Here is a 23548-nt window from a genome sequence, read left to right on the forward strand (position 1 = left end):
TGCGAACTGATGGCCATACCAATCCAGAACACCGCTTTGGGGCAGTCGCCCCGAGCATCAGCATACAACGCTTAATCGAGGAGCGAAGAAAACATGGCATTGCCCTACCCGTTTACCGCCATTGTTGCCCAGGAAGAGATGAAACAGGCGCTGATGATCGCCGCTGTAGACCAGAGCATCGGTGGTGTTCTGGTCTTCGGCGATCGCGGCACCGGCAAATCTACGGCGATTCGTGCCTTGGCAGCACTGCTGCCAAAAATGAGGGTGGTCACCGGGTGTGCCTATAACTGCGATCCCGCCACGCGCAAGCCTGGGCTGTGCGAGCGCTGCATTGGTGATCCCGACGCCGAGCTCAAGGGGCACGCGGTGCCCCTGCCCGTGGTTGATTTACCCCTGGGCGCCACCGAGGACCGCGTGATCGGTGCGCTGGATATCGAGCGGGCCCTTCACAAAGGTGAGAAGGCATTCGAACCCGGACTGCTCGCCCAGGCCCATCGCGGCTTTCTTTATATCGATGAGGTCAATCTGCTTGAAGACCATATTGTTGACGCCCTGCTCGACGTCGCCGCATCGGGGGAAAATGTTGTCGAACGGGAAGGGCTTAGCATTCGCCACCCTGCCAAATTTGTACTGGTGGGCAGTGGCAACCCGGAGGAAGGCGAACTGAGACCCCAACTGCTCGATCGCTTCGGTCTTTCCGTCGATGTCAGAACCCCCACCGAGATCAAAACCCGAGTCAGTATCGTGCAGTCTCGCGATGCCTTCGAGCGGGATCGCGAAGCCTTCATCAAAAAGTGGCAACGCAAAGAAGGCACGCTGCGCAAGCAGATTGAGCGCGCCAGATCCCTGGTCAATGAGGTCGACACCCCCGAGCAGCTACTCGAGCGGGCGGCCCGTATTTGCGTGGCCCTCGGAACCGACGGACTGCGTGGTGAATTGACGCTGATCCGGGCCGCTCGCGCTACCGCCGCGCTCGCTGGCGAGACCTGTGCCACCATCGAGCATCTCGATTCAGTGGTGCTGCCCGTGCTGCGACATCGACTGCGCCGGGATCCCCTCGATGAGTCGGGATCAGAGACGCGGATATTGCGCGCCATGGCCAACCTGGAAGCCTGATGAGCGACGAGTTTTCCCCGGAACCACCGGCGCAAACGGCCTGGGAGGCCGCGGGTTGGGCTGCAGCGGCCATTGCCGTTGACCCCATCAACCTCGGGGGCGTCTGCCTGAGAGCCGCTCCCGGGCCTGTGCGCGATCTCTGGCTGGAGCTACTCCGGGACGTCAGTGATTGTGACCGGTGGCGCCGGATACCGCTGCATATCTCTGAATCCCGACTGCTGGGCGGTATCAATCTGGCCGCAACCATGAACAGTGGCAAGCTCGTTGGCGAGCAGGGACTGCTGTCAGAAGCCGATGGGGGTTTTGTTGTTCTCGCGATGGCTGAACGTGCCGAGCGCAACACTATCGCTCATTTATGTCACGGTCTGGATACCGGCGAAATCATCGTGGAACGTGAGGGTCTGCGAGATAAGGTATCGGCACGCTTTGCCGTCATTGCGCTTGACGAAGGACTGCCCGATGAACACCTGAGCCGCGCCCTCGCTGACCGCCTTGCACTGCACGTTGATTTACACTCGGTCAGCATTCGAGACATCACGCCCCTGCCCTTTGATGTCGACGATGTGCTCAATGCCCGACACCGCTTACCCGACGTCGTCATGGATGATCGTCAGATCGAAGCCCTCGCCAGCACCGCGGCGGCTTTGGGTATCGACTCCACCCGCATTCTCATCCTGGGCAGTCGTCTCGCGCGCACCTGTGCGGCCCTCTCTGACCGCGAAGCGGTCAACGAGCTGGATCTCCAGCGCGTGATCACCCTGCTCCTCCTGCACCATGCAACGCAGATACCCGCCAGTGACGACGTCGCCGAGCCGGCACCGGAACAACCACCGCCCGTGGAAGAACCCGAGCAGGCAGATGCCGACGAACCACCCGCGAGCGAGCAAGCACAGGACGAGGAAGCGCAAAGCCCGGAAACAGAGCCTGACGACCCGGTACCCCTGGAAGCGCTTTCCGAACAGTTACTCGAGGCGAGCACTGCTGTGCTGCCGGCAGAAATGCTGGGGCAATTGTTGCTGCGCAATCAGCCCTCCCGCCGACAATCCCTACACGCCGGCAAGTCGGGAGCTACCCAGCGCTCCAAGCAACGCGGGCGGCCCATTGGCGTCAAGCCGGGAAACCCCAAGAGTGGCGAAAAACTCAATCTCGTCGCAACGCTGCGAACGGCTGCTCCCTGGCAGCGACTGCGCCAACAACAACGTGACGGTCTCAATACCGGTACGAACATCGCCATCGAAACCAGTGACTTTCGGGTCGTGCGATATCGACAACGTTCGGCGAGCACCACGGTGTTTGTCGTCGACGCCTCAGGCTCGGCCGCGTTGCATCGACTGGCGGAAGCCAAGGGGGCGGTCGAACTACTGCTGGCCGAGTGTTATGTGCGGCGGGATCAGGTCGCGCTCATCGCATTCAGGGGCACCGAAGCTGAACTGCTGCTACCGCCGACACGATCCCTGGTGCGCGCAAAACGTTCACTGGCCGAACTGCCGGGGGGCGGCGGCACGCCCCTCGCCTCTGCGCTGCGGCTGCTGGATACCGTGACGGAGCAGATCGCCAGTCATGGAGGCACACCACACTATGTCTTGCTCACCGATGGTCGCGCCAATATAGGTCTCAGCGGTGAACCCGGGCGCGAGCAGGCGTCGCAGGACGCCGAGCAGACCGCGTCCCATCTGCGCAAACGTCAGCTGCGCGGCATTGTCATCGATACCTCGTCGCGACCGTCTTACCGTGCAGAGGAGCTGGCGGGGCACCTCGGTGCGATTTATGCGCCGCTGCCCCAGGCCAATGCCAGCGACCTGCAGCGGGTCATCCAGGCGGTAACCTCCTGATGTCGCCCCGTCCTGCCAGTGCATCCGGTACCGAAAGCGGCGCCACCTTTCACCGCGCGGCGGGCCATTACTGGCGCGTCACCGAGGGCGGAACCGGCAGCGACATTTTGCTGCTTCACGGTACAGGCGCTTCCGCCCATTCCTGGGACTATCTGTCGCCTATCCTGCATGAAGCGGGTTTTCGCACCGTGGCGCCCGACCTACCGGGCCACGGTGCGACCGATTTATTACCCGCTCGTCGAATGACGTTGGAGGCAATAGCCACAGGCGTGGGCGAGCTCATCGAGGAGTGTGGCTATGAACCCAAGCTGGTCATCGGTCACTCGGCGGGGGCGGCGATCGCGCTGCAAATGACAATGAAGGGGCTGATTGATCCCCGGGGAATTATCAGCATAAATGGCGCGTTTCAACCTTTCGGCAGCTTCGCTGCGCCATTATTGAGCGGTGCCGCGCGCCTGCTCGCGCACACGCCGCTGGTTTCCTTCATGCTTTCAATGAAGGGGAACCGCAACGAAACCGTGTCCCGTGTCATTGAGCAGACGGGATCCCAATTACAGCCCGAGGCGCTCGATGCCTACCGACTTCTGGCCGGGCGGCCGCGACACGTCACGGGCGCGCTGCGCATGATGGCAGCCTGGGACCTGCGCCCGCTCTGGTACGCATTGCCCCACCTCGAGGTTCCATTGCACCTGATCACCGGACTTGAGGACAAGGCAGTTCCTCCGCGACAGGCCCATGAACTCGCCGATCGGGTACACGGCGCAAAAGTTCACGAGATCCAGAATGCCGGGCATCTCGGCCACGAAGAGGCCCCGGAAATCTTCGCCGCCTGCGTGCTGGAGATAGCCGAGAATCTGGGCCTTCCGGCGGGTTGAGCGCCGCTTGCTGCAATTGAAAAGTCCTGTTCACTGCCGCTGTGCAAAGGGGCAAAAGATTGCTATCCTGTAAATATCTTTAGACAGTCAAAGCGTCAACCTAAATGAACAGCATCCAGCCCATCAGTACCATCTACGCCGATGGCAGCATCGACGAGAAACCCCATGCCATCGTTATAGGAAGCGGCTTCGGCGGGCTCGCCGCAGCGATACGCCTCGGCGCCCGGGGCTATCGCGTCACCGTACTCGAAAAGCTCGACGCACCTGGCGGTCGTGCGTACGTCTTCCATGAGAACGGCTATACCTTTGATGCTGGCCCCACCATTATCACGGCGCCCTTTGTGCTCGAAGACCTGTGGTCATTGTGCGGAAGAAAACTGGAGGATGACGTCGATCTGCGACCCATGGATCCGTTTTTCAGGATACGTTTCGATGACGGCACACATTTCGACTATAGCGGCGACCGCGACGCAATTCTGTCGCAGATCGATGACCTCTGCCCGGCCGATAAAGCCGGCTACCTCGCCTATCTTCAGGCCAGCGAGGAACGCTATCGCGTAGGGTTCGAGCAACTCGGCACCAAGTCATTTGACTCGTTGGCCAAATTGGTAAAGTTCCTGCCGCAAATGATCCGGCTGCGCGGAGATAAGAGCGTTTACAAGCTGGTGTCAAAGTTTGTCAGCAACGAAAAGCTGCGCATGGTGATGAGTTTCCACCCCTTGCTGATCGGTGGAAATCCCTTCTCCGTCACCTGTATCTACTCGCTCATTTCCTATCTCGAGCAACGCTGGGGGGTCTATTCTGCAATGGGCGGTACCGGCAGCATCGTCACCGGACTGGCTGACCTGATCGAATCCCAGGGTAGCCAGTTCCGGTTTAACGCTGAAGTCGATGAGATTCTCATAGATGACGGTAAGGCTGTGGGAGTCCGCCTGCAGTCCGGAGATACCCTGAAGGCTGATGTGGTGGTTTCCAATGCAGATTCCGCCTGGACCTACCGACATTTGATCAAGTCCGAGCACCGCAAGCGCTGGACCAATCAAAAACTGGAAAAGGCCCACTACTCCAATGGACTTTTCGTCTGGTATTTCGGCACCCGTAAAACCTACCCCGACGTGCCCCATCATTCCGTGCTGCTGGGTCCCCGTTACCGGGATTTGCTGAAGGATATTTTCAAGCACAAAAAGCTTGCGGACGATTTCAGCCTCTATTTGCATAGGCCTACGGCGACCGACCCGGACATGGCGCCGGAGGGCTGTGACACGTTTTATGCGCTGGTCCCCGTACCTCATCTCGATGCGGGCATTGACTGGAAGAACCACGCGGAAACCTTCCGGCTGGCCATTCAAAAACGGCTGGAGGAAACCGTGCTCCCCGACCTCGGCGAGCATATCGACGCGTCACTACTCATGACGCCGCTGGATTTTCAGGACCGCCTGTGTTCCTACAAAGGTGCAGGCTTCAGCTTCGAGCCCCGAATCAGCCAGAGTGCCTGGTTCAGGCCCAATAATCGCAGCGAAGATATCGAGGGCCTCTATCTCGTGGGTGCAGGAACACACCCCGGGGCAGGTATTCCCGGAGTAATCTCCTCCGCCCAAGTACTTGATGAGGTCGTGCCCCATGGCAACAGCGTTCGCGCTTAAGTCGCTTCCCACCCCACAGACCGACCTCGCCGCCTGTCGTGAGATGCTGTGCTGCGGTTCACGGTCCTTTTATCTGGCCTCATTTTTGCTGCCCGCACCACTGCGCACTTCGGCCTGCTGCCTGTATGCCTTCTGCCGTGCTGCCGACGACGCCGTTGATGAAGGTGATGAACCCCTCGCCGCACTCGCCACACTCATGCGCAGGCTCGATGCCGTGTACGCCGGCGAACCCGAGGACCACTCGGTGGACCGGGCACTGGCACTGATTGTTGTACAACACAGACTGCCCCGAGAACTGCTCGACGCGCTGCTTGAAGGGTTTTCCTGGGACGCCAGCGGACGGCGCTACCAGACACTTTCCGAGGTTCTTGATTACAGCGCCCGGGTTGCCGGAGCCGTCGGCATTCTGATGTCACTGTTAATGGGCGTTCGATCCCCCAATGCACTGGCCCGCGCCGCTGATCTCGGTGCCGCCATGCAGCTGACCAATATCGCCCGCGACGTGGGCGAGGATGCCCGAGCGGGACGGCTTTACCTGCCCCTCGACTGGCTACGGGAAGCGGGAATCGATGGTGAAGCATTTCTCGCCAGACCCGAAAAAAACAGCGCTATCGCCAGCGTTACGCGCCGGCTGGTCGAGGAAGCCAATACACTCTACGAGCGCGCCGATAGCGGTATCGCAGAGCTACCGCGGAATTGCCGCCGGGGTATCTATGCCGCCCGTCTGCTTTACGCCGAAATCGGCAACCGACTGGGAGAGTTGGAATTTGACTCCGTGAGCCAGCGTGCCATTGTCGGCAAATCCAACAAGGCAGCGCTGCTCCTGAAAACGCACGCGGCCAACACACTGAGCACCCGCTACCTGAGCGCCCCCCTATTACCCGAGTCGGCTTTTTTGATTGAAGCCGTATCGGCAGTCGATGCCGAGAGCACCGGCGCCGACAACAAACACCTCAAAGCCTTTGCCAGCAGCTTCTACCATCGTGTGCTGTGGATGCTCGATCTGTTTGAGGCTCAGGATCAACGCCGGGGAAAAACCTCTTCACCCTGACCGGACAGGCTAACGTGATATCGGGTAGCCGCGGCGCGGCATTCGAAACGGCAGCAAGGTTTGTACCCAACGCTTGCGAAAGCGATGAAGATCCAGGCTTTCGTGCATCGCCTCTACAGGCGCACCCCCTACCGACACACCGACTTTGGAGCGCGAGTAAAACGGCGTATCCTCGAAGGTCTTTACTACTGTGTTTCCGCTTAGGGCCTCCGAACTCACGGGCCGCGGCATTCTCCAGATCGGCGTTGCCCGCAACGCTGACTCATCGGGAAGCGGGCACGGTCGACTTGCCCCGTCGCTGTCCACAGCGAGTGCGATGGACACAGCCTCACCGCTGAGGGGTCGTGTCTGGTAGAAGATCCGACCTTCGTCGGACCCTCCGCCTTCGGTACGCAACCAGTGCCAGCCCCTGAAGGTCCGCTCAAGCGGTACGGCTCCCGCATTGCAGTCGACGTAGGCATTCCCTTTCCAGCTCACCGACGGAGCGCTCAGGTCCACGTCGATAGCAGTGCGCGGCGCAATAGGCCACCAGCGGTGATGACCCGCAGTATCGAGCGAAAAACAGGTCCCCGACGGTTTAGGCAGGTCGACACGAATCCGACCGCGCAAGCGGCTGGGCAGCGGCACCGTGACTTCGTCGATCTCGATTTCAAGCCGCGAGCCATCCCAATTCAATTGACTGGGCCCGATGCGAAGTACGCCATCGTCACGCCTCAAAGATTCACGGTTGCGTTCGGTCAATGCCCAACGCTTGCGACCGGGGCCGTACAGAATGGCGTTGACGCTGCAATGGTTCTCGGGGTCTCCCTCGCCCCGATCACGGGCCGAGGCGTAATAGGGAGAGAAAACGCAGCCGATAAAGGCAATGACCGTTAAGCCCCACCGCCCATCCGGGCTGAAGGCGTCGATATACCACCAACGATAGCCGTCACGGGGCACTCGCGCCGCAAAACCAAGGCTTGTGGTATCGGCCAATAGGCCCTGTGCAGGGCTATCGGGTAAAGATTCAGGGTTGACGTCAGGCATAGATTACAACTATAACTGTAAAACTTAATTGACATAACCCGGTGAAGCCATGAATTACGCCCATCTGGATTGCGAGACTGATTTGGAGCGAGCCGTCGCTGCCGGCGCCGACGAGCGCTGTCCTCCGCAGCTTGCCAATGCGCTGCATTATGCCGTCTTTCCGGGCGGCGCCCGGGTAAGACCACAACTCTGCATGGCGGTCGCAGCGGCGAATACCGGTAAGGATCCGTCACTGGCCAAATCTGCCGCCTGTGCGATTGAACTCCTGCACTGTGCCTCGCTGGTACACGATGACCTGCCCTGCTTTGACGATGCCACGGTGCGCCGGGGCAAACCCTCGGTTCACTCGGCGTTTGGCGAGAGGATTGCGGTGCTCACAGGCGACGCCCTGATTGTGATGGCCTTCCAGGTGCTTGCAAAAGGCATGGCAACGGCCCGCTATCCCGATCGTGGCCCTGCGGTCATGGGTTATGTCGCCGATGGTGTGGCGGCCCCCTGTGGAATCGCTGCGGGCCAGGCGTGGGAATGCGAACAGCGAGTCGATCTGGCGCTATACCATCAGTCAAAAACCGGAGCGCTGTTCATAGCCGCAACCTGTGCCGGCGCCGCCGCCGCAGGGGTCGACCCGACTCCCTGGCGCAATCTTGGCGCAAGTATCGGCGAAGCGTATCAGGTCGCCGATGATATCAAGGATGCCACCTCGGATATCGAGACTATTGGCAAGCCCACGGGTATCGATATCGCGCTTGACCGGCCCAGCGCGGTGCGTGAGCTCGGCGTCGATGGCGCTGTTCAGCGACTGCGTCAATGCATGGAGGCGGGGCTTGATGCGATACCGCAATGCGACGGTCGCGCGCAATTACAACAACTGGTCCGCCTCCAGTCGCAGCGTTTTATACCGAAAAACAAAGGTCGAACCGCAGCCTGATCACCTTGTGTCGCCGCAGTCCCTCTATGAAGTCGAACCCACTCGACGCGATAGCCTGTTCTTGATTGACCAGATTTACGCCTGGCGAGATCGGCTGCTGGCGAGCCCCCGCTTCCAGCGCGCCGCATCCCGACTACCGGTCATGCGGTGGATCGCCCGACGCAAGGCGCGGGAATTGCACGATATGACGGCGGGCTTTATTTATTCACAGGTCCTGTATTGCTGTGTCGAGTTACGGCTTTTCGACGCGCTGAAACCGGGACCCATGACGCTTGAGCAAATCGCCACCCATATCGGACTGCCCGAGGAAGGCACCCTGCGATTGCTGCGCTCGGCGGCCGCACTGAAATTACTTCGCCTCACCCGAGACCATCGCTGGGGACTTGGCGAGCGCGGTGCCTCGATGCTGGGCAATCCCGGTGTCGGTGCGATGGTGTCCCACCACTTACGGCTATACCAGGATCTGGCGGACCCAATCGCCCTGTTTCGCGGGCGCAGGGAAACCCAATTATCGGGTTTCTGGCCCTATGCCCGCGACGAAAGCAGCCAACCCAGCGAAGACGCGGCCCGTTACAGCGCACTCATGGCTCAATCCCAGGACCTTATTGCCGACCACGTCCTCGACGCCTGCTCGATGAAGCGCACCCGGGTCTTGATGGACATTGGTGGAGGCACCGGCCGCTTCCTCGCGGCGGCAAAGAGCCGGTGGCCGCACCTCGAAACCCTGCTTTTTGATCTGCCCGCGGTCGTCGAACTGCCAGCCGAGCCCTCCGAAGCCCCGACAAGCGCTGTTTCCCGGCGCATCGGGGGCAATATGTTCAGCGATACCCTGCCCACCGGCGCCGACACCATCAGTCTTATCCGCATTCTTCACGACCACGATGACGAACCGGTCAAAGGCCTGCTCCGCGCGGTCCATCAGGCGCTGCCCGAGGACGGCGGTCGATTGATTATCGGCGAACCCATGGCGGGAACACCCGGCGCCGAGCCCATCGGAGACACCTATTTTGGGGTTTATTTGTGGGCAATGGGCAGTGGCAGACCACGTACCAGCGAGGAAATCATCCACTTTCTCCAGGAAGCAGGCTTCCGCCGTTGCCGGGAAAAGCGCAGCAATATGCCGATTCTCACCCGTGTCATTGTCGCGGAGAAATAAACTGTATCTTTTTGTTGACATTATCTGCTGTATTCTTAAACTGACACATATTCCAGATCGGCTTTCAGTACCCGAAATCCGAACAGAAACCCGCAGCAGCGGGACGATTGATCTGGACAACCCTCCGGGAGGGCGCGAATGAACATGTCATCCACCGCAGTCGTTTTTGAGCAGCCACACAAGCTGTCGCTGCGCACTGTGGCGCTGCCCGAACCCGATGACAACGACCTGCTTATCGACGTGGAATGGACCGGCATTAGCACCGGCACCGAGCGTCTGCTGTGGGATGGCCGCATGCCTGCCTTCCCCGGCCTTGATTACCCCCTGGTTCCTGGCTACGAGACTATCGGTACAGTGGTCGAAACCGGCAGTGATACCTCGATTGCACCGGGCACACGGGTTTTCGTACCGGGCTCAAAAGGTTTTGTCGATGCACGCGGCCTGTTTGGCGGAGCCGCCTCTCGCGTGCTGGTCGCCGAACATAAAGCGGTCCCACTACCCGATGACGAGACCCCCGACGGCGCGCTGTTCGCCTTAACGGCGACCGCGATTCACATTTTGACCTTGCTGGGCCAGGACCGAACCCCCGACCTTATCGTCGGCCACGGCGCACTCGGTCGACTGCTGGCGCGATGTACCCGCGCGCTGCGCGGACGCGCACCTCAGGTCTGGGAAACCAACGCCATACGCGCCGAGGGAGCCACCGGATACAACGTCATACACCCGGATCAGGATGAGCGCTTTGATTACCAGACCGTGGTCGATGTCAGTGGCGACTCGACTCTTCTCGACACCCTGATCACCCGCGTCGGTGCCGGCGGCACCATCGCACTCGGCGGGTTTTATACGCACCCCCTGGCCTTCAATTTCGTGCCCGCGTTCATCCGCGAAGTTGAAATCAAGGTCTGCGCGGAGTGGAACGAGCAAGACGTCGCCCTCACCACCCGATTGATCGCCGAAGGTCGCCTTTCACTGGACGGCCTCATAACCCATCGTCACGCCGTAAACGACGCGGCGAGCGCCTACGACACTGCATTTACTAACCCCGAGTGCCTGAAAATGGTCCTCGACTGGAGAGAGCAATGAGTTTGATTGAATCCGCGACCGTTTACGATCCGGACGCGCCCAAGGAGTCATCCCCTATTCTGGCCACTTCTGGCGAAGGGGCTCCAAAGACTCAGATTATCGCTATCTACGGCAAAGGCGGAATCGGCAAAAGCTTCACCCTCGCCAACCTCTCCTACATGATGGCGCAGCAGGGCAAGAAGGTGCTGCTCATCGGCTGCGACCCCAAGAGTGACACCACGTCGCTGCTGTTTGGCGGCAAGGCCTGTCCGACCATCATCGAGACCTCTTCAAAACGCAAAGCTGCGGGCGACGAAACCCACATCGGAGACGTCTGCTTCAAACGCGATGGCGTTTACGCTATGGAACTCGGTGGACCCGAAGTCGGTAGAGGCTGCGGTGGCCGCGGCATCATCCACGGCTTTGAAACACTGGAGAAGCTAGGCTTTCACGACTGGGATTTCGACTACGTACTACTCGACTTCCTCGGTGACGTGGTGTGTGGCGGTTTCGGCCTGCCCATCGCCCGGGACATGTGCCAAAAGGTTATTGTCGTTGCCTCCAACGATTTGCAATCCCTCTACGTCGCCAACAATGTCTGCTCCGCGGTCGAATACTTCCGCAAGCTCGGCGGTAACGTCGGCGTCGCAGGCATGGTAACCAACAAGGATGACGGCAGCGGCGAAGCTCAGGCCTTCTGCAAGGCAGTAGGCATTCCAGAGCTGGCCTCAATCCCCGCCGATGATGATATCCGGCGCAAAAGCGCGAGCTACGAAATTATCGGCCGACCTGAAGGTGTATGGGGTCCGCTTTTCGCTGAGCTCGCAGAAAACGTGGGCTCGGCGCCACCCACCCAGCCCAACCCCCTGGATCAGGATCAATTACTCGGCCTGTTTTCCGGTGATGCAGTGGGTCGCGATGTGGTACTCGAACCCGCCACGATCGAAGACCTGTGCAGCGCAGCGACATTGAACAAGCCTTCACTTGAGGTTATTTATGACGCCGTCTGATACATCGACAGCGACACCCGGCACAGAGGCAAGCGACGCCGTGCAGCGTATTGACGCGGTAGATATGACCGCAGCCGCCGACCTCAAGGACGGCCAGGGCTGCCATGGTGGCAAAGAAAAGCTTCAAGCCTCAGCGGCGGCAAGCGGCAAAAGCGAGCTGTTGCAGCAGTTCAAACGCGACTACCCCACCGGGCCCCATGATCAACCCCAGAGTATGTGCCCCGCTTTCGGATCGCTCAGGGTCGGCCTTCGTATGCGCCGAACGGCTACCATTCTCAGCGGCTCGGCCTGCTGCGTGTACGGCCTTACCTTTACTTCTCATTTTTACGGCGCACGGCGCACGGTGGGCTACGTGCCCTTCGACTCAGAAACGCTGGTAACCGGCAAGCTGTTTGAGGATATCCGCGAGGCCACCTACCAGCTCGCCGATCCCGATCGCTATGACGCCGTCGTCATTATCAACCTGTGCGTGCCTACTGCATCGGGAGTGCCGCTTGAGCTGCTTCCCCCCGAAATCAATGGCGTCCGTGTCATCGGCATCGACGTCCCCGGATTCGGTGTACCTACCCACGCGGAGGCCAAAGATGTGCTTGCGAGCGCGATGCTCAGATACGCCCGCAAAGAAGCGCTTGCCGGACCCGTGGCTCGGCCCAATCGCAGCAATGAAGTGGATGGTCGCCCTACCGTCAGCCTGGTCGGCGAAATCTTCCCAGTCGACGCGATTACCATCGATCGTCTTCTCGCACCCCTTGGACTCGGCGCCGGACCCGTTGTACCCACACGGGAGTGGCGCGAGCTCTATTCAGCGCTCGATTGCGCCGCTGCCGCCATGCTGCATCCGTTCTACACCGCCACGGCGAGGGAATTTGAAGCCGCGGGCCGACCATTGGTCGGCTCAGCGCCTGTCGGCTGCGAGGGCACTGCACGCTGGTTGCAGATGATTGGCGAAACCCTGGATGTTCCCAAGAGTCGAATCGACAAAGCGATCAATGAATTCCGACCCGCCATCTCCGGTGCGCTGGCCGCAAACCCCATCAAGGCAAGAATGACCTTGTCGGGCTATGAAGGTTCCGAGCTTCTGGTGGGCCGGTTGCTCGTCGAGAGCGGCGCGGACCTTCGCTATGTCGGAACCGCCTGTCCGAAAACCCGCTGGTCGAGCGAAGACTGCGAGTGGCTAGAGGCCCACGGTGTTCAAGTGCGCTATCGCGCCTCGCTGGAAGATGATCTGGAAGCCATGGCTGAGTATGAACCGGATCTCGCGGTTGGTACTACGCCAGTGGTACAAAAAGCGAAAGAACTGGCCATTCCATCCCTTTACTTTACCAACCTGATTTCCGCGCGGCCGTTAATGGGCCCCGCCGGTGCCGGTTCACTGGCCCAGGTTATCAATGCCGCCGTGTCAAATACCGAACGGTTTGCTGCCATGGAGTCCTTTTTCGAGGGCGTTGGCGAGGGTCAGATGGCCGGTGTATGGACCCCCGAAATCGCGACCGCCGCCAGCCAGCGAGGTGCCTTTTAATGTTGGTGCTTGATCACGACAGAGCCGGGGGCTATTGGGGCTCCGTCTATGTGTTTACCGCGGTCAAGGGCTTGCAAGTCATTATTGATGGACCGGTGGGCTGCGAAAATCTGCCGGTAACCTCGGTGCTTCACTACACCGATGCCCTTCCCCCCCACGAGCTTCCAGTGGTCGTCACAGGCCTCGGCGAAGATGAATTGGGGCAGCACGGTACCGAAGGAGCGCTGCGCCGCGCCCACAAATCCCTGGATCCTAAAAAGCCCAGTGTGGTCGTCACCGGCTCGATCGCCGAAATGATCGGTGGTGGCGTCACTCCTGAAGGAACCGGTATCAAGCGCTTCCTGCCGCGCACCATTGATGAAGATCAATGGCAGAGTGCGGACCGCGCCATGGTCTGGCTGTGGAAAGAATACGGGTCGAAGAAAAAACGCAAGGCCAAGGTAAAGGCTGAAGACGCCAAGCCCCTGGTCAATATTATTGGCCCCGCTTACGGCTGTTTCAACACCTGGTCCGATCTTGCCGAAATACGGCGCCTGGTCGAGGGTATTGGTGCCGAGGTCAATCTGGAATTCCCATTGGGTTGCCCCCTCGAGGATATCGCGACCCTCGGCGATGCCGATGCCAGCGTCTGTATGTATCGCGAGTATGGCCGCAAGCTCTGTGAAGAACTGGACAAGCCCTACTTTCAGGCGCCGATCGGGCTGCACAGTACCACCGCTTTCCTGCGCGCTTTGGCGGCAGAGCTGGGGCTGGACCCCGAACCGTTTATCACCCTCGAGAAACACACCACGATCAAACCGATCTGGGATCTGTGGCGTTCGGTTACCCAGGATTTCTTTGGCACTGCCAGTTTTGCGGTCGTCGCCACCGAAACCTATACCCGCGGTTTACGCCACTTCCTCGAGGAAGAGCTTGGCCTGCCCTGTGCGTTCAATTTCGAGCGTAAAGCCGGTATGAAAACCGACAACGAGGCCGTCAGACAGGCACTTGCCGATACCAAACCGCTGGTTGTATTCGGCAGCTATAACGAGCGCATGTATCTCGCGGAACTGGGCGCCCACAGCATATACATTCCCGCGTCGCTGCCCGGGACGATTATTCGCCGCCACACGGGTACGCCATTTATGGGCTATGCCGGCGCCTGCTATTTACTGCAGGAAGTGTGCAATGCGCTGTTCGACGCGCTCTTCAATATTTTGCCACTCGGTTCTGATCTCGATGCGGTCTCGGCGACGCCGGCGCGAAACTTCGAAGCGCTGTCCTGGGATGACGAAGCCGAACAGGCGCTTGAGGGAATGGTGGCCAAGGCCCCTATTCTGATTCGAATTTCTGCCGCCAAGCGCTTGCGCGATGCGGCTGAAACAGTGGCTAGAAATAATGGGGCCACGGTAGTCACAGTTTCGCACCTTAACGCTGCGGAAAATATTGTGAATGCGGGTAATGCCGCGTGATGGAGGGATCGCTATGACCGATCTACAAGGGATGAAAGCGAAAGAGTCAGGAAGAAGCTTCGGTGAACGTATGCAATTTCGCATGTTGCTCAGTGTTGTTTTTCTTTACTTCTTCGTCGGCGCCGTGATGGGCCGGATGTTTCCGGGGCAAAGCGTCCAAGCATCACAGGCTACCTGTTATGAGCACGCGCGACAGTCAGCTTATAGCGTTGTGCCCTATATCTACATGCGGGTGTGAAAACTGGTTCCGGTGACGGAGCCCGCCGCTACGGTGGCAGATAAAAACCAAGACTTTTGAAGGATGCACGGTGCATCCAAAGAGGAACTAGCCATGTCGATGTTGAGTTTTGAAAAAAAATACAGGGTGCGCGGGGGAACACTGCTCGGCGGTGACCTTTTCGACTTCTGGGTGGGACCTTTCTACGTGGGGTTCTTCGGCGTCACCACCATTTTCTTCTCGTTACTGGGCACGCTGCTCATAGTCTACGGTGCCGCCATTGGCCCCACCTGGAATCTGTGGCAGATCAGTATCGCACCACCCGATCTTTCCTATGGACTTGGATTGGCACCCCTGGCTGAAGGGGGGCTCTGGCAAATTATCACCTTCTGTGCCATCGGCGCCTTCGTGTCCTGGGTATTACGCCAGGCCGAGATTTCAAGAAAACTGGGCATGGGCCTACACATCCCGTTCGCTTTCAGCTTTGCAGTCCTCGCCTACATCACACTGGTTGTGATTCGGCCACTACTGCTCGGCGCCTGGGGACACGGCTTCCCCTACGGCATCCTCAGTCACCTCGACTGGGTATCGAACGTCGGCTACCAGTTTCTGCACTTCCATTACAACCCAGCACATATGCTCGCGGTGACCTTCTTCTTCACCACGACCCTGGCATTGTCAATGCATGGATCGCTGATCCTCGCTGTCACCAACCCGCCGAAGGATGACGACGTCGTCAAGACCGCGGAGCACGAAAACACCTTTTTCCGCGACGATATCGGCTACTCCATCGGCGCGCTAGGCATTCACCGCCTGGGCCTGTTCGTAGCGCTCTCTGCGGGTTTCTGGAGCGCGGTCTGCATCGTTATCAGCGGCCCCTTCTGGACTCGCGGATGGCCCGAATGGTGGAACTGGTGGCTCGAACTGCCCATCTGGAATTAATAGTAGGAGAACCTAAGCATGGCTGAATACCAAAATATCTTCACCCAAGTCCAGGTCGACGCACCCTACTATCCCGGTGTATCGCTCGGCAAAGACAACTCAAACCGTGTCGGAAAGGACACCCATTCCTACTGGTTGGGTAAGCTGGGAGATGCACAGATAGGTCCGATTTACCTCGGCCCCACCGGTGTGCTCTCGCTCCTCTTCGGCTTCCTCGCCTTCGAGATTATCGGTCTCAATATGTGGGCGTCGGTCAACTGGGATCCTATCGAGTTTATTCGACAGCTTCCCTGGCTGGCACTGGAACCACCGCCCCCTGAATATGGCCTCAGCATCCCTCCACTGCACGATGGTGGCTGGTGGTTAATGGCTGGCTTCTTCCTTACCGCCTCAATTCTCTTGTGGTGGTGGCGAACCTTCCAGCGCTCCAGAGCGCTCGGTATGGGTAACCACCTGGCCTGGGCCTTCGCAGGTGCTATCTGGCTCTACCTGGTACTCGGTTTCATCCGACCGGTATTGATGGGAAGCTGGAGTGAAGCGGTTCCGTTTGGGATATTCCCGCATCTCGACTGGACAGCAGCGTTCTCGCTGCGCTACGGGAACCTCTTCTACAACCCCTTCCATATGCTGTCGATCGCCTTCCTTTACGGTTCGACCCTGCTCTTCGCGATGCACGCAGGCACGATTCTCGCCACCAGCCGCTTTGGTGGTGACCGGGAGATCGATCAGATTACTGACCGGGGTACCGCGAGCGAACGTGCCGCCCTCTTCTGGCGCTGGACCATGGGCTTTAACGCGTCCATGGAATCGATTCACCGATGGGCCTGGTGGTTCGCTGTACTGACCGTAGTCACCGGTGGCATTGGCATCCTGCTTACCGGCACCGTGGTGGACAACTGGTATCTCTGGGGCGTCAAGCACGGCATCGCCCCTGCCTATCCACCGCTTGAAGCCACACCAGTCGTTAGTCCGCTTGCGGCGGGAGGTCAATAATGAAAATGAATAAACTTCTACGCAGTAGTGCTCTTGTGGTGACTCTGGGAAGCGTATTCATCGCAGGTTGTGAGCAACCCGACGGTGAAACGGTTCAACTGGGTTACCGCGGGACTGGCATGGAGGCGGTGTATAACCCCGACACGCTCCAGGCCAAGATCGACGCCAATCAGGTACCCGATCCACAACCCAAGGTCCCCACCACCGGCCCGAAGGCCAGGGACATCTACCAGAATGTTCAGGTGCTGGGTGATCTGAGTGTCGGCGAATTCACGCGCCTGATGGCGGCCATGACCGAGTGGGTCTCCCCTGAGGAAGGTTGCAACTACTGCCATAATGCCGCCGACTTCGCAGATGACGCACCGTATACCAAGCGAGTGGCTCGCGTCATGATTGGCATGACCCAACGGGCTAACGAAAAGTGGCAGCCTCACGTCGGTGACACTGGCGTTACCTGCTACACCTGTCACCGCGGCAAGAATATTCCCGAGTACGTGTGGTCTACCGATCCTGGACATCCTCACGCCAAAGGTATTGCATCGGCGCAGCAAAACATCGCTTCTGCATCGGTAGGTTATTCATCACTGCCTTATGATCCGTTTACGCCCTTCCTCGAGGACAATGCCGAGATTCGGAACGCCTCTGACACAGCGCTGCCCACCGGCAATCGCACGTCGATCAAGCAAACCGAGTGGACGTACAGCCTAATGATGCACTTCTCGGATTCACTGGGGGTGAACTGTACGTACTGCCACAACTCACGAGCCTTCGCGAGCTGGGAGCAGAGCTCGCCAGCAAGAACGACGGCCTGGCACGGTATCCGAATGGTTAGGGAGTTGAACAACGACTTTATCAACTCGACCACCAGTTACCTGCCGGACAACCGTAAAGGTCCGCTGGGCGACCCCCTTAAAGTCAGCTGTGAAACGTGCCACCAGGGGGCCTACAAGCCTCTGTATGGCGCGCCCATGCTGAAGGATTATCCCAATCTGTCATCACTCGATGAAGCCGCAACCGCGCAGTACCTCAAGGCGGCGCTGAGCGAGTGATGTCAGCAAACGAACATACCGGCACTTTGGTGCACGGTGCAGTAATTCCCGAAGGGTTGTGGGCGCAAGCACGCTGCTTTTCCGGAAGTCGATCGAAGGGGCACCTGCCCTCTCGATCAATAGGTGTCGGAAGCACGGGAATTCTCGTTTCTTTCGACGGAGCTCGACAAAAACATGGGAGGAATGTCCATGAGTGAGCAATCAGGACTGAGTGACGGCGAAGCAAGAGAATTCCACAGTGCATATATGCAAGGATTCCTCGGTTTCACCGCAGTTGCTGTGGTAGCTCACATCCTAGTCTGGATGTGGCAACCCTGGTTCTAAATTAACCAACCCATCGCGACCATCTGATTATTCAGTACGGTCGCTAAACTGATCACGGAGAACGTTTATGTATAGAATCTGGCTGATCTTCGACCCGAGAAGGGTTCTCGTGGCTAACGCAGTGTTCCTGTTTGTTCTGGCGCTGTTTATCCACTTTATTCTTCTCAGCTCGGAAAAGTACAACTGGATCGAGGGCTCTTCATATAGTGCTGCTACGGCATCACATATGGAGGCTCTGCCACCCTCACGAAGTTAGTGAGAAAAATCTGAGGCGCCCCGCAAGGGGCTCTCTACCGAGTCGACCCGCAGCGATACTGCAAAGGCTTGCTGTGACCGGATAAGGGCTCGCCCTTAACGCCGGTTCCCCTTCCCCCAAAGGGGGGGTCATTTTTCCACCCCAGGATAACTATGAGTTCTTTGCATTCCCCCGAAGAGACGCCGACGTCAACCGCGGTGACCGTATCCTTCGATGAGGAACCACTGATTCTTGTAGACCCCGACGACAATGTCGTTGGTCATCAAAGCAAGTATTTAACGCATCAAGGCCGAGGCTTATTGCACCGCGCCTTCTCCATTTTCTTATTCGACAGCCTTGGCAGAGTTATGCTGCATCAACGTGCCGCGGATAAGCCGTTGTGGCCCGGCTATTGGACTAATGCCTGCTGCAGTCACCCCCGTCGCGGCGAAACCCTTGAGCAGGCTACCGCACGTCGATTACAGGAAGAACTGGGCACTGTCACCGAATTGTACTACTGCTACCGGTTTATCTATCAGGCGCAGTTTAAGAATGTGGGCAGCGAGCACGAACTGTGTGCCGTTTATATCGGGCAACTGACTGAGCACTCGCCTCCCCTCGCTCCAAACCCAACCGAAATAGCAGCGCACGGCTGGTATCACTTGTCCGAAGTAGACCGATGGATTGACGAGGATCCAGGCGCCTTCACACCCTGGTTCTTAATCGAGTGGACCCGGCTACGACGGGATTTCCAACAGAAGATAACAGCGCTCAACGTGTAGCGCTGTTGCAGGGCAAGATAGGGAGTGATCGCAGCGGGCTATCACACACCGCTGCTCACGATATCAGACTTCGGGAGCGCACCCGTACAAGGGCTCGAGGCCACTGAACATCTGGCGAAGCACGATTTTACCGTTATCGGTGAACGAGACCCGATTACCTTCCAGGGCGACTACACCCGAATGTTTCAGCTTGGGCAGAACACCGGTTTCTGCGTTGAACCAGGACATTTCAATGTCTGATAGCTCCCGACTGGTAAACACGCCTTCCAAGACATCTCTCGCCAACTGGTCCTGGTGCGAAAGCACACGCTGCATGCGCGCGGGGTGTCGAGTCGTTGAAATCGTATCCTGCCAGGTCTTTAAATTTGGGGTGTTCTGGACGACTACATCACCCAGTTCGCTAAATGCGCTGGCACCGACACCCAAAACCACACCGCGTTGCCCGAGAGCATAACCATCCCAGCCTCTGTAGATCGGACTGTCCTTGGCTGCGCGTGCGACCGGGTCAGATGCGGTCATAAAGCAATCCAGACCTACCCACTCAAAGCCTGCGCCATTGAAAGTGTCGGCGATGGTCTGGAACATCACCAGACGATCGGCCAACGACGGCATCCCGCTGGCAACAATATTGCGCTGATTGGGATAGAGATCCGGGCGGCGCTCAAAGGCCTTGCAGATGACTCGGTCGGGGCCAAGCTCAGCAATCGCCCTTGCGCTCTCGGCCACAGACTCTATGGTCTGTGATGGCAGACCATAAAGCGTGTCTGTCGTTATCCGCTGAAAACCGGCCTGACGGGCACTATCAAAAACATCAGACAGCATTTCCGCCGTGGTAAATCGGCCAAGTGATCGCTGTACCGTCTCATTAACGTCGCGAACCTCGAACCGAATACGATCAAAACCGAGGCCATTGAGTAAAGCCAATTGACCACTGGAGACGCGATTAGGATTGGCGGCCAGCGACATTTCGGTGTCATCGGTCACCAGGAAGTGTTTTTCGATAGAGCTGACCAACCGTAACAGTTGAGCCTCACTCAAGAGATTCGGAGTGCCGCCGCCCAGATGAATCTGATCCAGGGCTCGTGGATTCTCAACCTGACTGGCAACTGCAGCCAGCTCCAGGTCGAGCATGTCGAGATAGGCTTCTATTTCACCAGAACCACTAGGAACCGTACTCGAACGGCTACAACTGAAACACTTCGATGAGCAAAACGGAACGTGCACATACAAACGCAGCGGTGTGGACACATCAGCGGAGAGTTGTTGGTTAGCCAGCGCCACAAACTGAGCCTGTGTCATGGGCTTACCGATCTCTTCGAAATAAGGTTTGTTGCTAAACGGCTGAGAGATAAAGTCGTTGGTGAGTTGCTTGTTCGTTTTGCCTGAATCTTCGGACATACGCCAGCTCCAAGTGCTGGTTTTGCGGCTGCCTGGAAACTCCAGGACCTAAATGCGCAGATGGGCGTCAATCAATCTTTGCACGGGTGAAACCAAATACGTTTGTACCGCCCCCACGACGCACATTATGACGGCTCTAAATCCGGGTCAAGGAAAATCGTCCGAAATCTCATATGCTCGATAAATAAATATTTTCTACCTATTCACGCCGGTTATTAGTCCTTACTGGACAATTTCACCCAGCGCCAGAGGGCAGCATCGCCCAGCGGTAGCATCAAAAACACATGTTCCAACACAGCCAACGCGAGCAGAACACCCACCAACGCGTTACTCAGCTCACCGAAAGTGGAAGTGGCGGCCATGGAAAGATGGAAAAACCAGGCCGTCGCCGCTGATCCTAGCACCACCGAGAAGGGAAACAGCGGATTCATTGTTTTTCTTTTGACGTAACTGTCGAGATAGCTCAAACGCTCGGGTAGCCAGCTGTGATTGTAGTTTCGAACGCCGAGGAACATATTGAGCTTCGCACTCCAACGCATTAACCAGAGCGTTATAAACGACCAGGTAGCTACCTGATTTCCACCACCCCAACTCAAGGCAATAATCAGTGACCCCAGCACCACAATGGCAATTTCGTGGTAGATGCTTGCACCGATCGCGCGTTTAAATCGCTCTCCCGTCGACAGGTTGGCGGGGCAATACTGATTGTGGGTGCCGGTGAGAATTCCCATAAGATAGGTCATCTCCAACCAGCCCCAAATCGCCAGCGTCAGGCAAAATCCGGTAATAGCGCCGCCGGTATTGGCCTGCTGGGAGACATGGGGCAAGGCCGACAAACTGAACACCAGCAGCACGGTGGCTGCGAGAGCGCTCCAGCGGTAGGTACTTTCGTGCTGATGATTGAGGTAAAGAATAGCGCCGGTGCTCAACCACCAGCCAAGAACCGCAATACAAAATGCCAATCCATGTTCGGACACGCTAGCGACCTATCACTGCTTGCCTACTGGCGCCCGAGCAGTCCTGGAGAATCTGGCGAAACAGCCCGACATTGGTTTCACCAAACGCCTGCAGTGTAATGCCCTTCGAGGTCAAAGGATCGAACAGTATCGCAGCGCCATCGGTGTAGCCGTAAAGCATAAATTCTGCGCGGCTACTCAGACCTTCCTGATTTCGACCGCGCACCAGCGCTCGAACAACCCCGCGAAGGAAACTACCCTCCCCCGCATCAAATACCGTAATTGCCTGCCCTGTGTCCGCATTGACCGCCGCGACTACGCCAGCCTCACGATCTTCCAAAGCCAGGCGACACTGCTGCTCAATCAGCTCGGATGGCGGTAGTTCCATGGTGTCATCCGAGGTCCGGAAAAGGGCGACCGCAATGACGCTGGTAAGCAATAGCGCACCAATAGCCAGTACGATTTTATCGGTACCGCTATTGGGCATGGGGACATCGACGGCGAGCATTGTGTTTAACCTGCAGCGGGAATACCGATAGCGCCCTGATGAGTAGCAGTCGCGCGCTCGGTGCGCTCATGCCAGCCCTTGTCCTGCGCGGTCTGAGCGAGGATAGCTACCACTTTGTCGGGATCGGCAACACCGCGAAGCATTGGCTGAACCCTTTTAATATGTCGCGGACGAGCAAAAGGCCAAAGCGCCATGTAGGAGAACTTATGGTCCTCTTTCAATGTCAGGGCGATATCGCCAGTGCCATCCTTGCAACGCCGAATATCCGCCGACTCCACCAAATCCCAGGGGATGTTGACCATCATGGGCAGCGCAACACCGAAACGCATCACGACTCGCTGATTGGTGACGGTGTAAACGGTGGATCGCGCATAGGCCCACCCGAGCATCGCAACAACGCCAAGCGCCGTGGCCGCGAGGGCTACCTGCCAGGCGGTGCCGACAACGATATTCGCGACGGCATCACCCGAAGCCAGCCGGTAAGCCAGATGCAGCGCAATCAATGCGGCAAAATAAATGCCCAGCGAATTAAAATGAAAGGCGCGATTGGCAATGGGTCTCCAGTTCGGCTCACCCTGCCAGAGCATCGATTCACCCTCGGGCAGTTTCTCGGGCAAGCCCTTGACGGGCTCGCATTCATATTCGTTCGCGTGACTGCCACTCATAGCAATGGCTCCGATCGGGTCGGCGTCGCGTAGAGTGTACCGCCGCCGTAGTAAGCGGTGATCTTATCTTCTTCCTGCAGCGTTACCTGATCGGCGTTGGCCAGTTTCGGTACGCCGGCGAACTGATCACCCCGTATCGAGTTGACGACTACCGTGTTGTTTCGCTTTACCCGTGCCATGGTCATGGGGAGCAATACTGAAGTGCCCTCCTCGCCATCGGCAACTTCGCCAACCGCAACTTCAAGGTAGCGGATGATGGGCTCGGCTCGATCAACCCACGCCTCGGTAACCTTTCCACCAACCACACCGTCACAACCCACAACCGACATACCTCGGGGATCCGGGTCACGCTTGGTAAGACCAAAGCCAGGCGCCGCTCTCAACGGTACGATTTTCGGCGCCCCGTCCTCGGTCAGATCGGGTGTCTCGGGTCGAATCGCCCAGGCTGCAGGACCCACACCATCCACCATCGGGTCACCCGTCGGCTGGAGGGGGGCACCGCTGGATCGCCACATGGGCGTCGCGGCCACCTCATACTCATCGGGACGAGGGCCGGGAACGGTGCGCGAACCTTGTCCGTGGGGCAAGTTGAAGGTTTTTGCAGTGGGTGCATCAGGCCAGCCCATTGTCTTCACCTCTCCGTTAGGGGTATCCACTTCAATGGGATAGCCCTCGCGTTTGGTTTCACGGTGCAGGTAATACACCAGACCGAAAAAGAAAATCCAGAACGCATATAAAACAACTTGTGCTACGTCGAAGTAGCTGGTTAATGCACCTGTACCCATGATGATGCCTCCTCAGTGTGGG

At 58.3% G+C, this 23548-nt stretch carries 24 protein-coding genes; 18 read left to right on the top strand and 6 right to left on the bottom strand.

What is annotated here, in order from left to right:
• Positions 1–93: 93 nt before the first annotated feature.
• From bchI to NOR51B_RS13420, 5 genes are all read left to right on the top strand, one after another.
• Positions 94–1116 (top strand): magnesium chelatase ATPase subunit I, encoded by a 1023-nt coding sequence (gene bchI / locus NOR51B_RS13400; RefSeq protein ID WP_009019691.1) that lies wholly within the window; start codon positions 94–96, stop codon positions 1114–1116.
• Entirely contained in the window at positions 1116–2948 is a 1833-nt protein-coding gene (locus NOR51B_RS13405; RefSeq protein WP_009020457.1) for a magnesium chelatase subunit D, read from the top strand. The genes bchI and NOR51B_RS13405 overlap by 1 nt, the downstream gene beginning before the upstream one ends.
• A complete protein-coding gene (bchO, locus tag NOR51B_RS13410) occupies positions 2948–3823 on the top strand; it encodes an alpha/beta fold hydrolase BchO (RefSeq protein ID WP_009018846.1) in 876 nt (291 codons plus the stop codon). Before NOR51B_RS13405 ends, bchO begins: the two co-directional genes overlap by 1 nt.
• Positions 3824–3927: 104 nt before the next feature.
• Positions 3928–5466, top strand: coding sequence for a phytoene desaturase (locus NOR51B_RS13415; protein ID WP_009019890.1), 1539 nt, complete (start codon positions 3928–3930; stop codon positions 5464–5466).
• Positions 5444–6517, top strand: a complete 1074-nt coding sequence (locus NOR51B_RS13420; protein WP_040482139.1) for a phytoene/squalene synthase family protein — start codon at positions 5444–5446, stop codon at positions 6515–6517. The genes NOR51B_RS13415 and NOR51B_RS13420 overlap by 23 nt, the downstream gene beginning before the upstream one ends.
• A 9-nt stretch (positions 6518–6526) precedes the next feature.
• Here the strand turns inward: NOR51B_RS13420 and NOR51B_RS13425 are convergent, their stop codons facing one another.
• On the bottom strand, positions 6527–7543 hold the full coding sequence (locus tag NOR51B_RS13425) for a carotenoid 1,2-hydratase (protein WP_009020541.1): 1017 nt from the start codon (positions 7541–7543) through the stop codon (positions 6527–6529).
• Positions 7544–7592: 49 nt separating this feature from the next.
• Between NOR51B_RS13425 and NOR51B_RS13430 the strand changes: the two genes are divergently transcribed.
• The 13 genes from NOR51B_RS13430 (at position 7593) to idi (ending at position 19214) form a co-directional block, all read left to right on the top strand.
• Positions 7593–8471, top strand: a complete 879-nt coding sequence (locus NOR51B_RS13430; protein ID WP_009020611.1) for a polyprenyl synthetase family protein — start codon at positions 7593–7595, stop codon at positions 8469–8471.
• A 7-nt stretch (positions 8472–8478) separates the two neighbouring features.
• Positions 8479–9627 carry a methyltransferase gene (locus tag NOR51B_RS13435; protein WP_009019690.1) on the top strand — a complete coding sequence of 383 codons (1149 nt, stop codon included), beginning with the start codon at positions 8479–8481 and terminating at the stop codon, positions 9625–9627.
• A 138-nt stretch (positions 9628–9765) separates the two neighbouring features.
• Complete coding sequence (gene bchC / locus NOR51B_RS13440; protein ID WP_009020663.1) at positions 9766–10713, top strand: chlorophyll synthesis pathway protein BchC; 948 nt, start codon at positions 9766–9768, stop codon at positions 10711–10713.
• On the top strand, positions 10710–11702 hold the full coding sequence (locus NOR51B_RS13445; RefSeq protein WP_009021548.1) for a chlorophyllide a reductase iron protein subunit X: 993 nt from the start codon (positions 10710–10712) through the stop codon (positions 11700–11702). Before bchC ends, NOR51B_RS13445 begins: the two co-directional genes overlap by 4 nt.
• Positions 11689–13221: a chlorophyllide a reductase subunit Y gene (gene bchY, locus NOR51B_RS13450; protein WP_009019295.1), complete on the top strand. Its 1533-nt coding sequence runs from the start codon at positions 11689–11691 to the stop codon at positions 13219–13221. Before NOR51B_RS13445 ends, bchY begins: the two co-directional genes overlap by 14 nt.
• Entirely contained in the window at positions 13221–14672 is a 1452-nt protein-coding gene (bchZ, locus tag NOR51B_RS13455) for a chlorophyllide a reductase subunit Z (RefSeq protein ID WP_040482140.1), read from the top strand. The genes bchY and bchZ overlap by 1 nt, the downstream gene beginning before the upstream one ends.
• Positions 14673–14685: 13 nt before the next feature.
• Complete coding sequence (locus tag NOR51B_RS13460) at positions 14686–14910, top strand: hypothetical protein (protein ID WP_040482141.1); 225 nt, start codon at positions 14686–14688, stop codon at positions 14908–14910.
• Positions 14911–15003: 93 nt separating this feature from the next.
• Positions 15004–15831, top strand: coding sequence for a photosynthetic reaction center subunit L (pufL, locus tag NOR51B_RS13465; protein WP_040482142.1), 828 nt, complete (start codon positions 15004–15006; stop codon positions 15829–15831).
• Positions 15832–15849: 18 nt separating this feature from the next.
• Positions 15850–16824: a photosynthetic reaction center subunit M gene (gene pufM / locus NOR51B_RS13470; protein WP_009019700.1), complete on the top strand. Its 975-nt coding sequence runs from the start codon at positions 15850–15852 to the stop codon at positions 16822–16824.
• Complete coding sequence (gene pufC, locus NOR51B_RS13475; protein ID WP_009020749.1) at positions 16824–17873, top strand: photosynthetic reaction center cytochrome PufC; 1050 nt, start codon at positions 16824–16826, stop codon at positions 17871–17873. The genes pufM and pufC overlap by 1 nt, the downstream gene beginning before the upstream one ends.
• 189 nt (positions 17874–18062) lie before the next feature.
• Positions 18063–18197 (top strand): light-harvesting antenna LH1, beta subunit, encoded by a 135-nt coding sequence (gene pufB, locus NOR51B_RS15800; RefSeq protein ID WP_040482650.1) that lies wholly within the window; start codon positions 18063–18065, stop codon positions 18195–18197.
• 67 nt (positions 18198–18264) lie between these two features.
• Positions 18265–18453: a light-harvesting antenna LH1, alpha subunit gene (gene pufA, locus NOR51B_RS13485; RefSeq protein ID WP_040482143.1), complete on the top strand. Its 189-nt coding sequence runs from the start codon at positions 18265–18267 to the stop codon at positions 18451–18453.
• Positions 18454–18605: 152 nt separating this feature from the next.
• Complete coding sequence (gene idi, locus NOR51B_RS13490; RefSeq protein WP_009021600.1) at positions 18606–19214, top strand: isopentenyl-diphosphate Delta-isomerase; 609 nt, start codon at positions 18606–18608, stop codon at positions 19212–19214.
• A gap of 63 nt (positions 19215–19277) precedes the next feature.
• Here the strand turns inward: idi and NOR51B_RS13495 are convergent, their stop codons facing one another.
• From NOR51B_RS13495 to puhA, 5 genes are all read right to left on the bottom strand, one after another.
• On the bottom strand, positions 19278–20612 hold the full coding sequence (locus NOR51B_RS13495; protein ID WP_009020955.1) for a radical SAM protein: 1335 nt from the start codon (positions 20610–20612) through the stop codon (positions 19278–19280).
• 215 nt (positions 20613–20827) lie between these two features.
• Positions 20828–21589 carry a putative photosynthetic complex assembly protein PuhE gene (gene puhE / locus NOR51B_RS13500; protein WP_009019433.1) on the bottom strand — a complete coding sequence of 254 codons (762 nt, stop codon included), beginning with the start codon at positions 21587–21589 and terminating at the stop codon, positions 20828–20830.
• A gap of 1 nt (position 21590) precedes the next feature.
• Complete coding sequence (gene puhC / locus NOR51B_RS13505; protein ID WP_009018851.1) at positions 21591–22076, bottom strand: photosynthetic complex assembly protein PuhC; 486 nt, start codon at positions 22074–22076, stop codon at positions 21591–21593.
• Positions 22077–22081: 5 nt separating this feature from the next.
• Positions 22082–22741 carry a photosynthetic complex putative assembly protein PuhB gene (gene puhB / locus NOR51B_RS13510; RefSeq protein ID WP_009020641.1) on the bottom strand — a complete coding sequence of 220 codons (660 nt, stop codon included), beginning with the start codon at positions 22739–22741 and terminating at the stop codon, positions 22082–22084.
• The gene (gene puhA, locus NOR51B_RS13515) at positions 22738–23526 is read right to left on the bottom strand and encodes a photosynthetic reaction center subunit H (protein ID WP_040482144.1); all 789 of its coding nucleotides are present in this window, start codon (positions 23524–23526) and stop codon (positions 22738–22740) included. Before puhA ends, puhB begins: the two co-directional genes overlap by 4 nt.
• Between the last annotated feature and the right edge of the window lie 22 nt (positions 23527–23548).

Origin of the sequence: Luminiphilus syltensis NOR5-1B (genome assembly GCF_000158175.1) — a bacterium.
Taxonomy (GTDB): domain Bacteria; phylum Pseudomonadota; class Gammaproteobacteria; order Pseudomonadales; family Halieaceae; genus Luminiphilus; species Luminiphilus syltensis.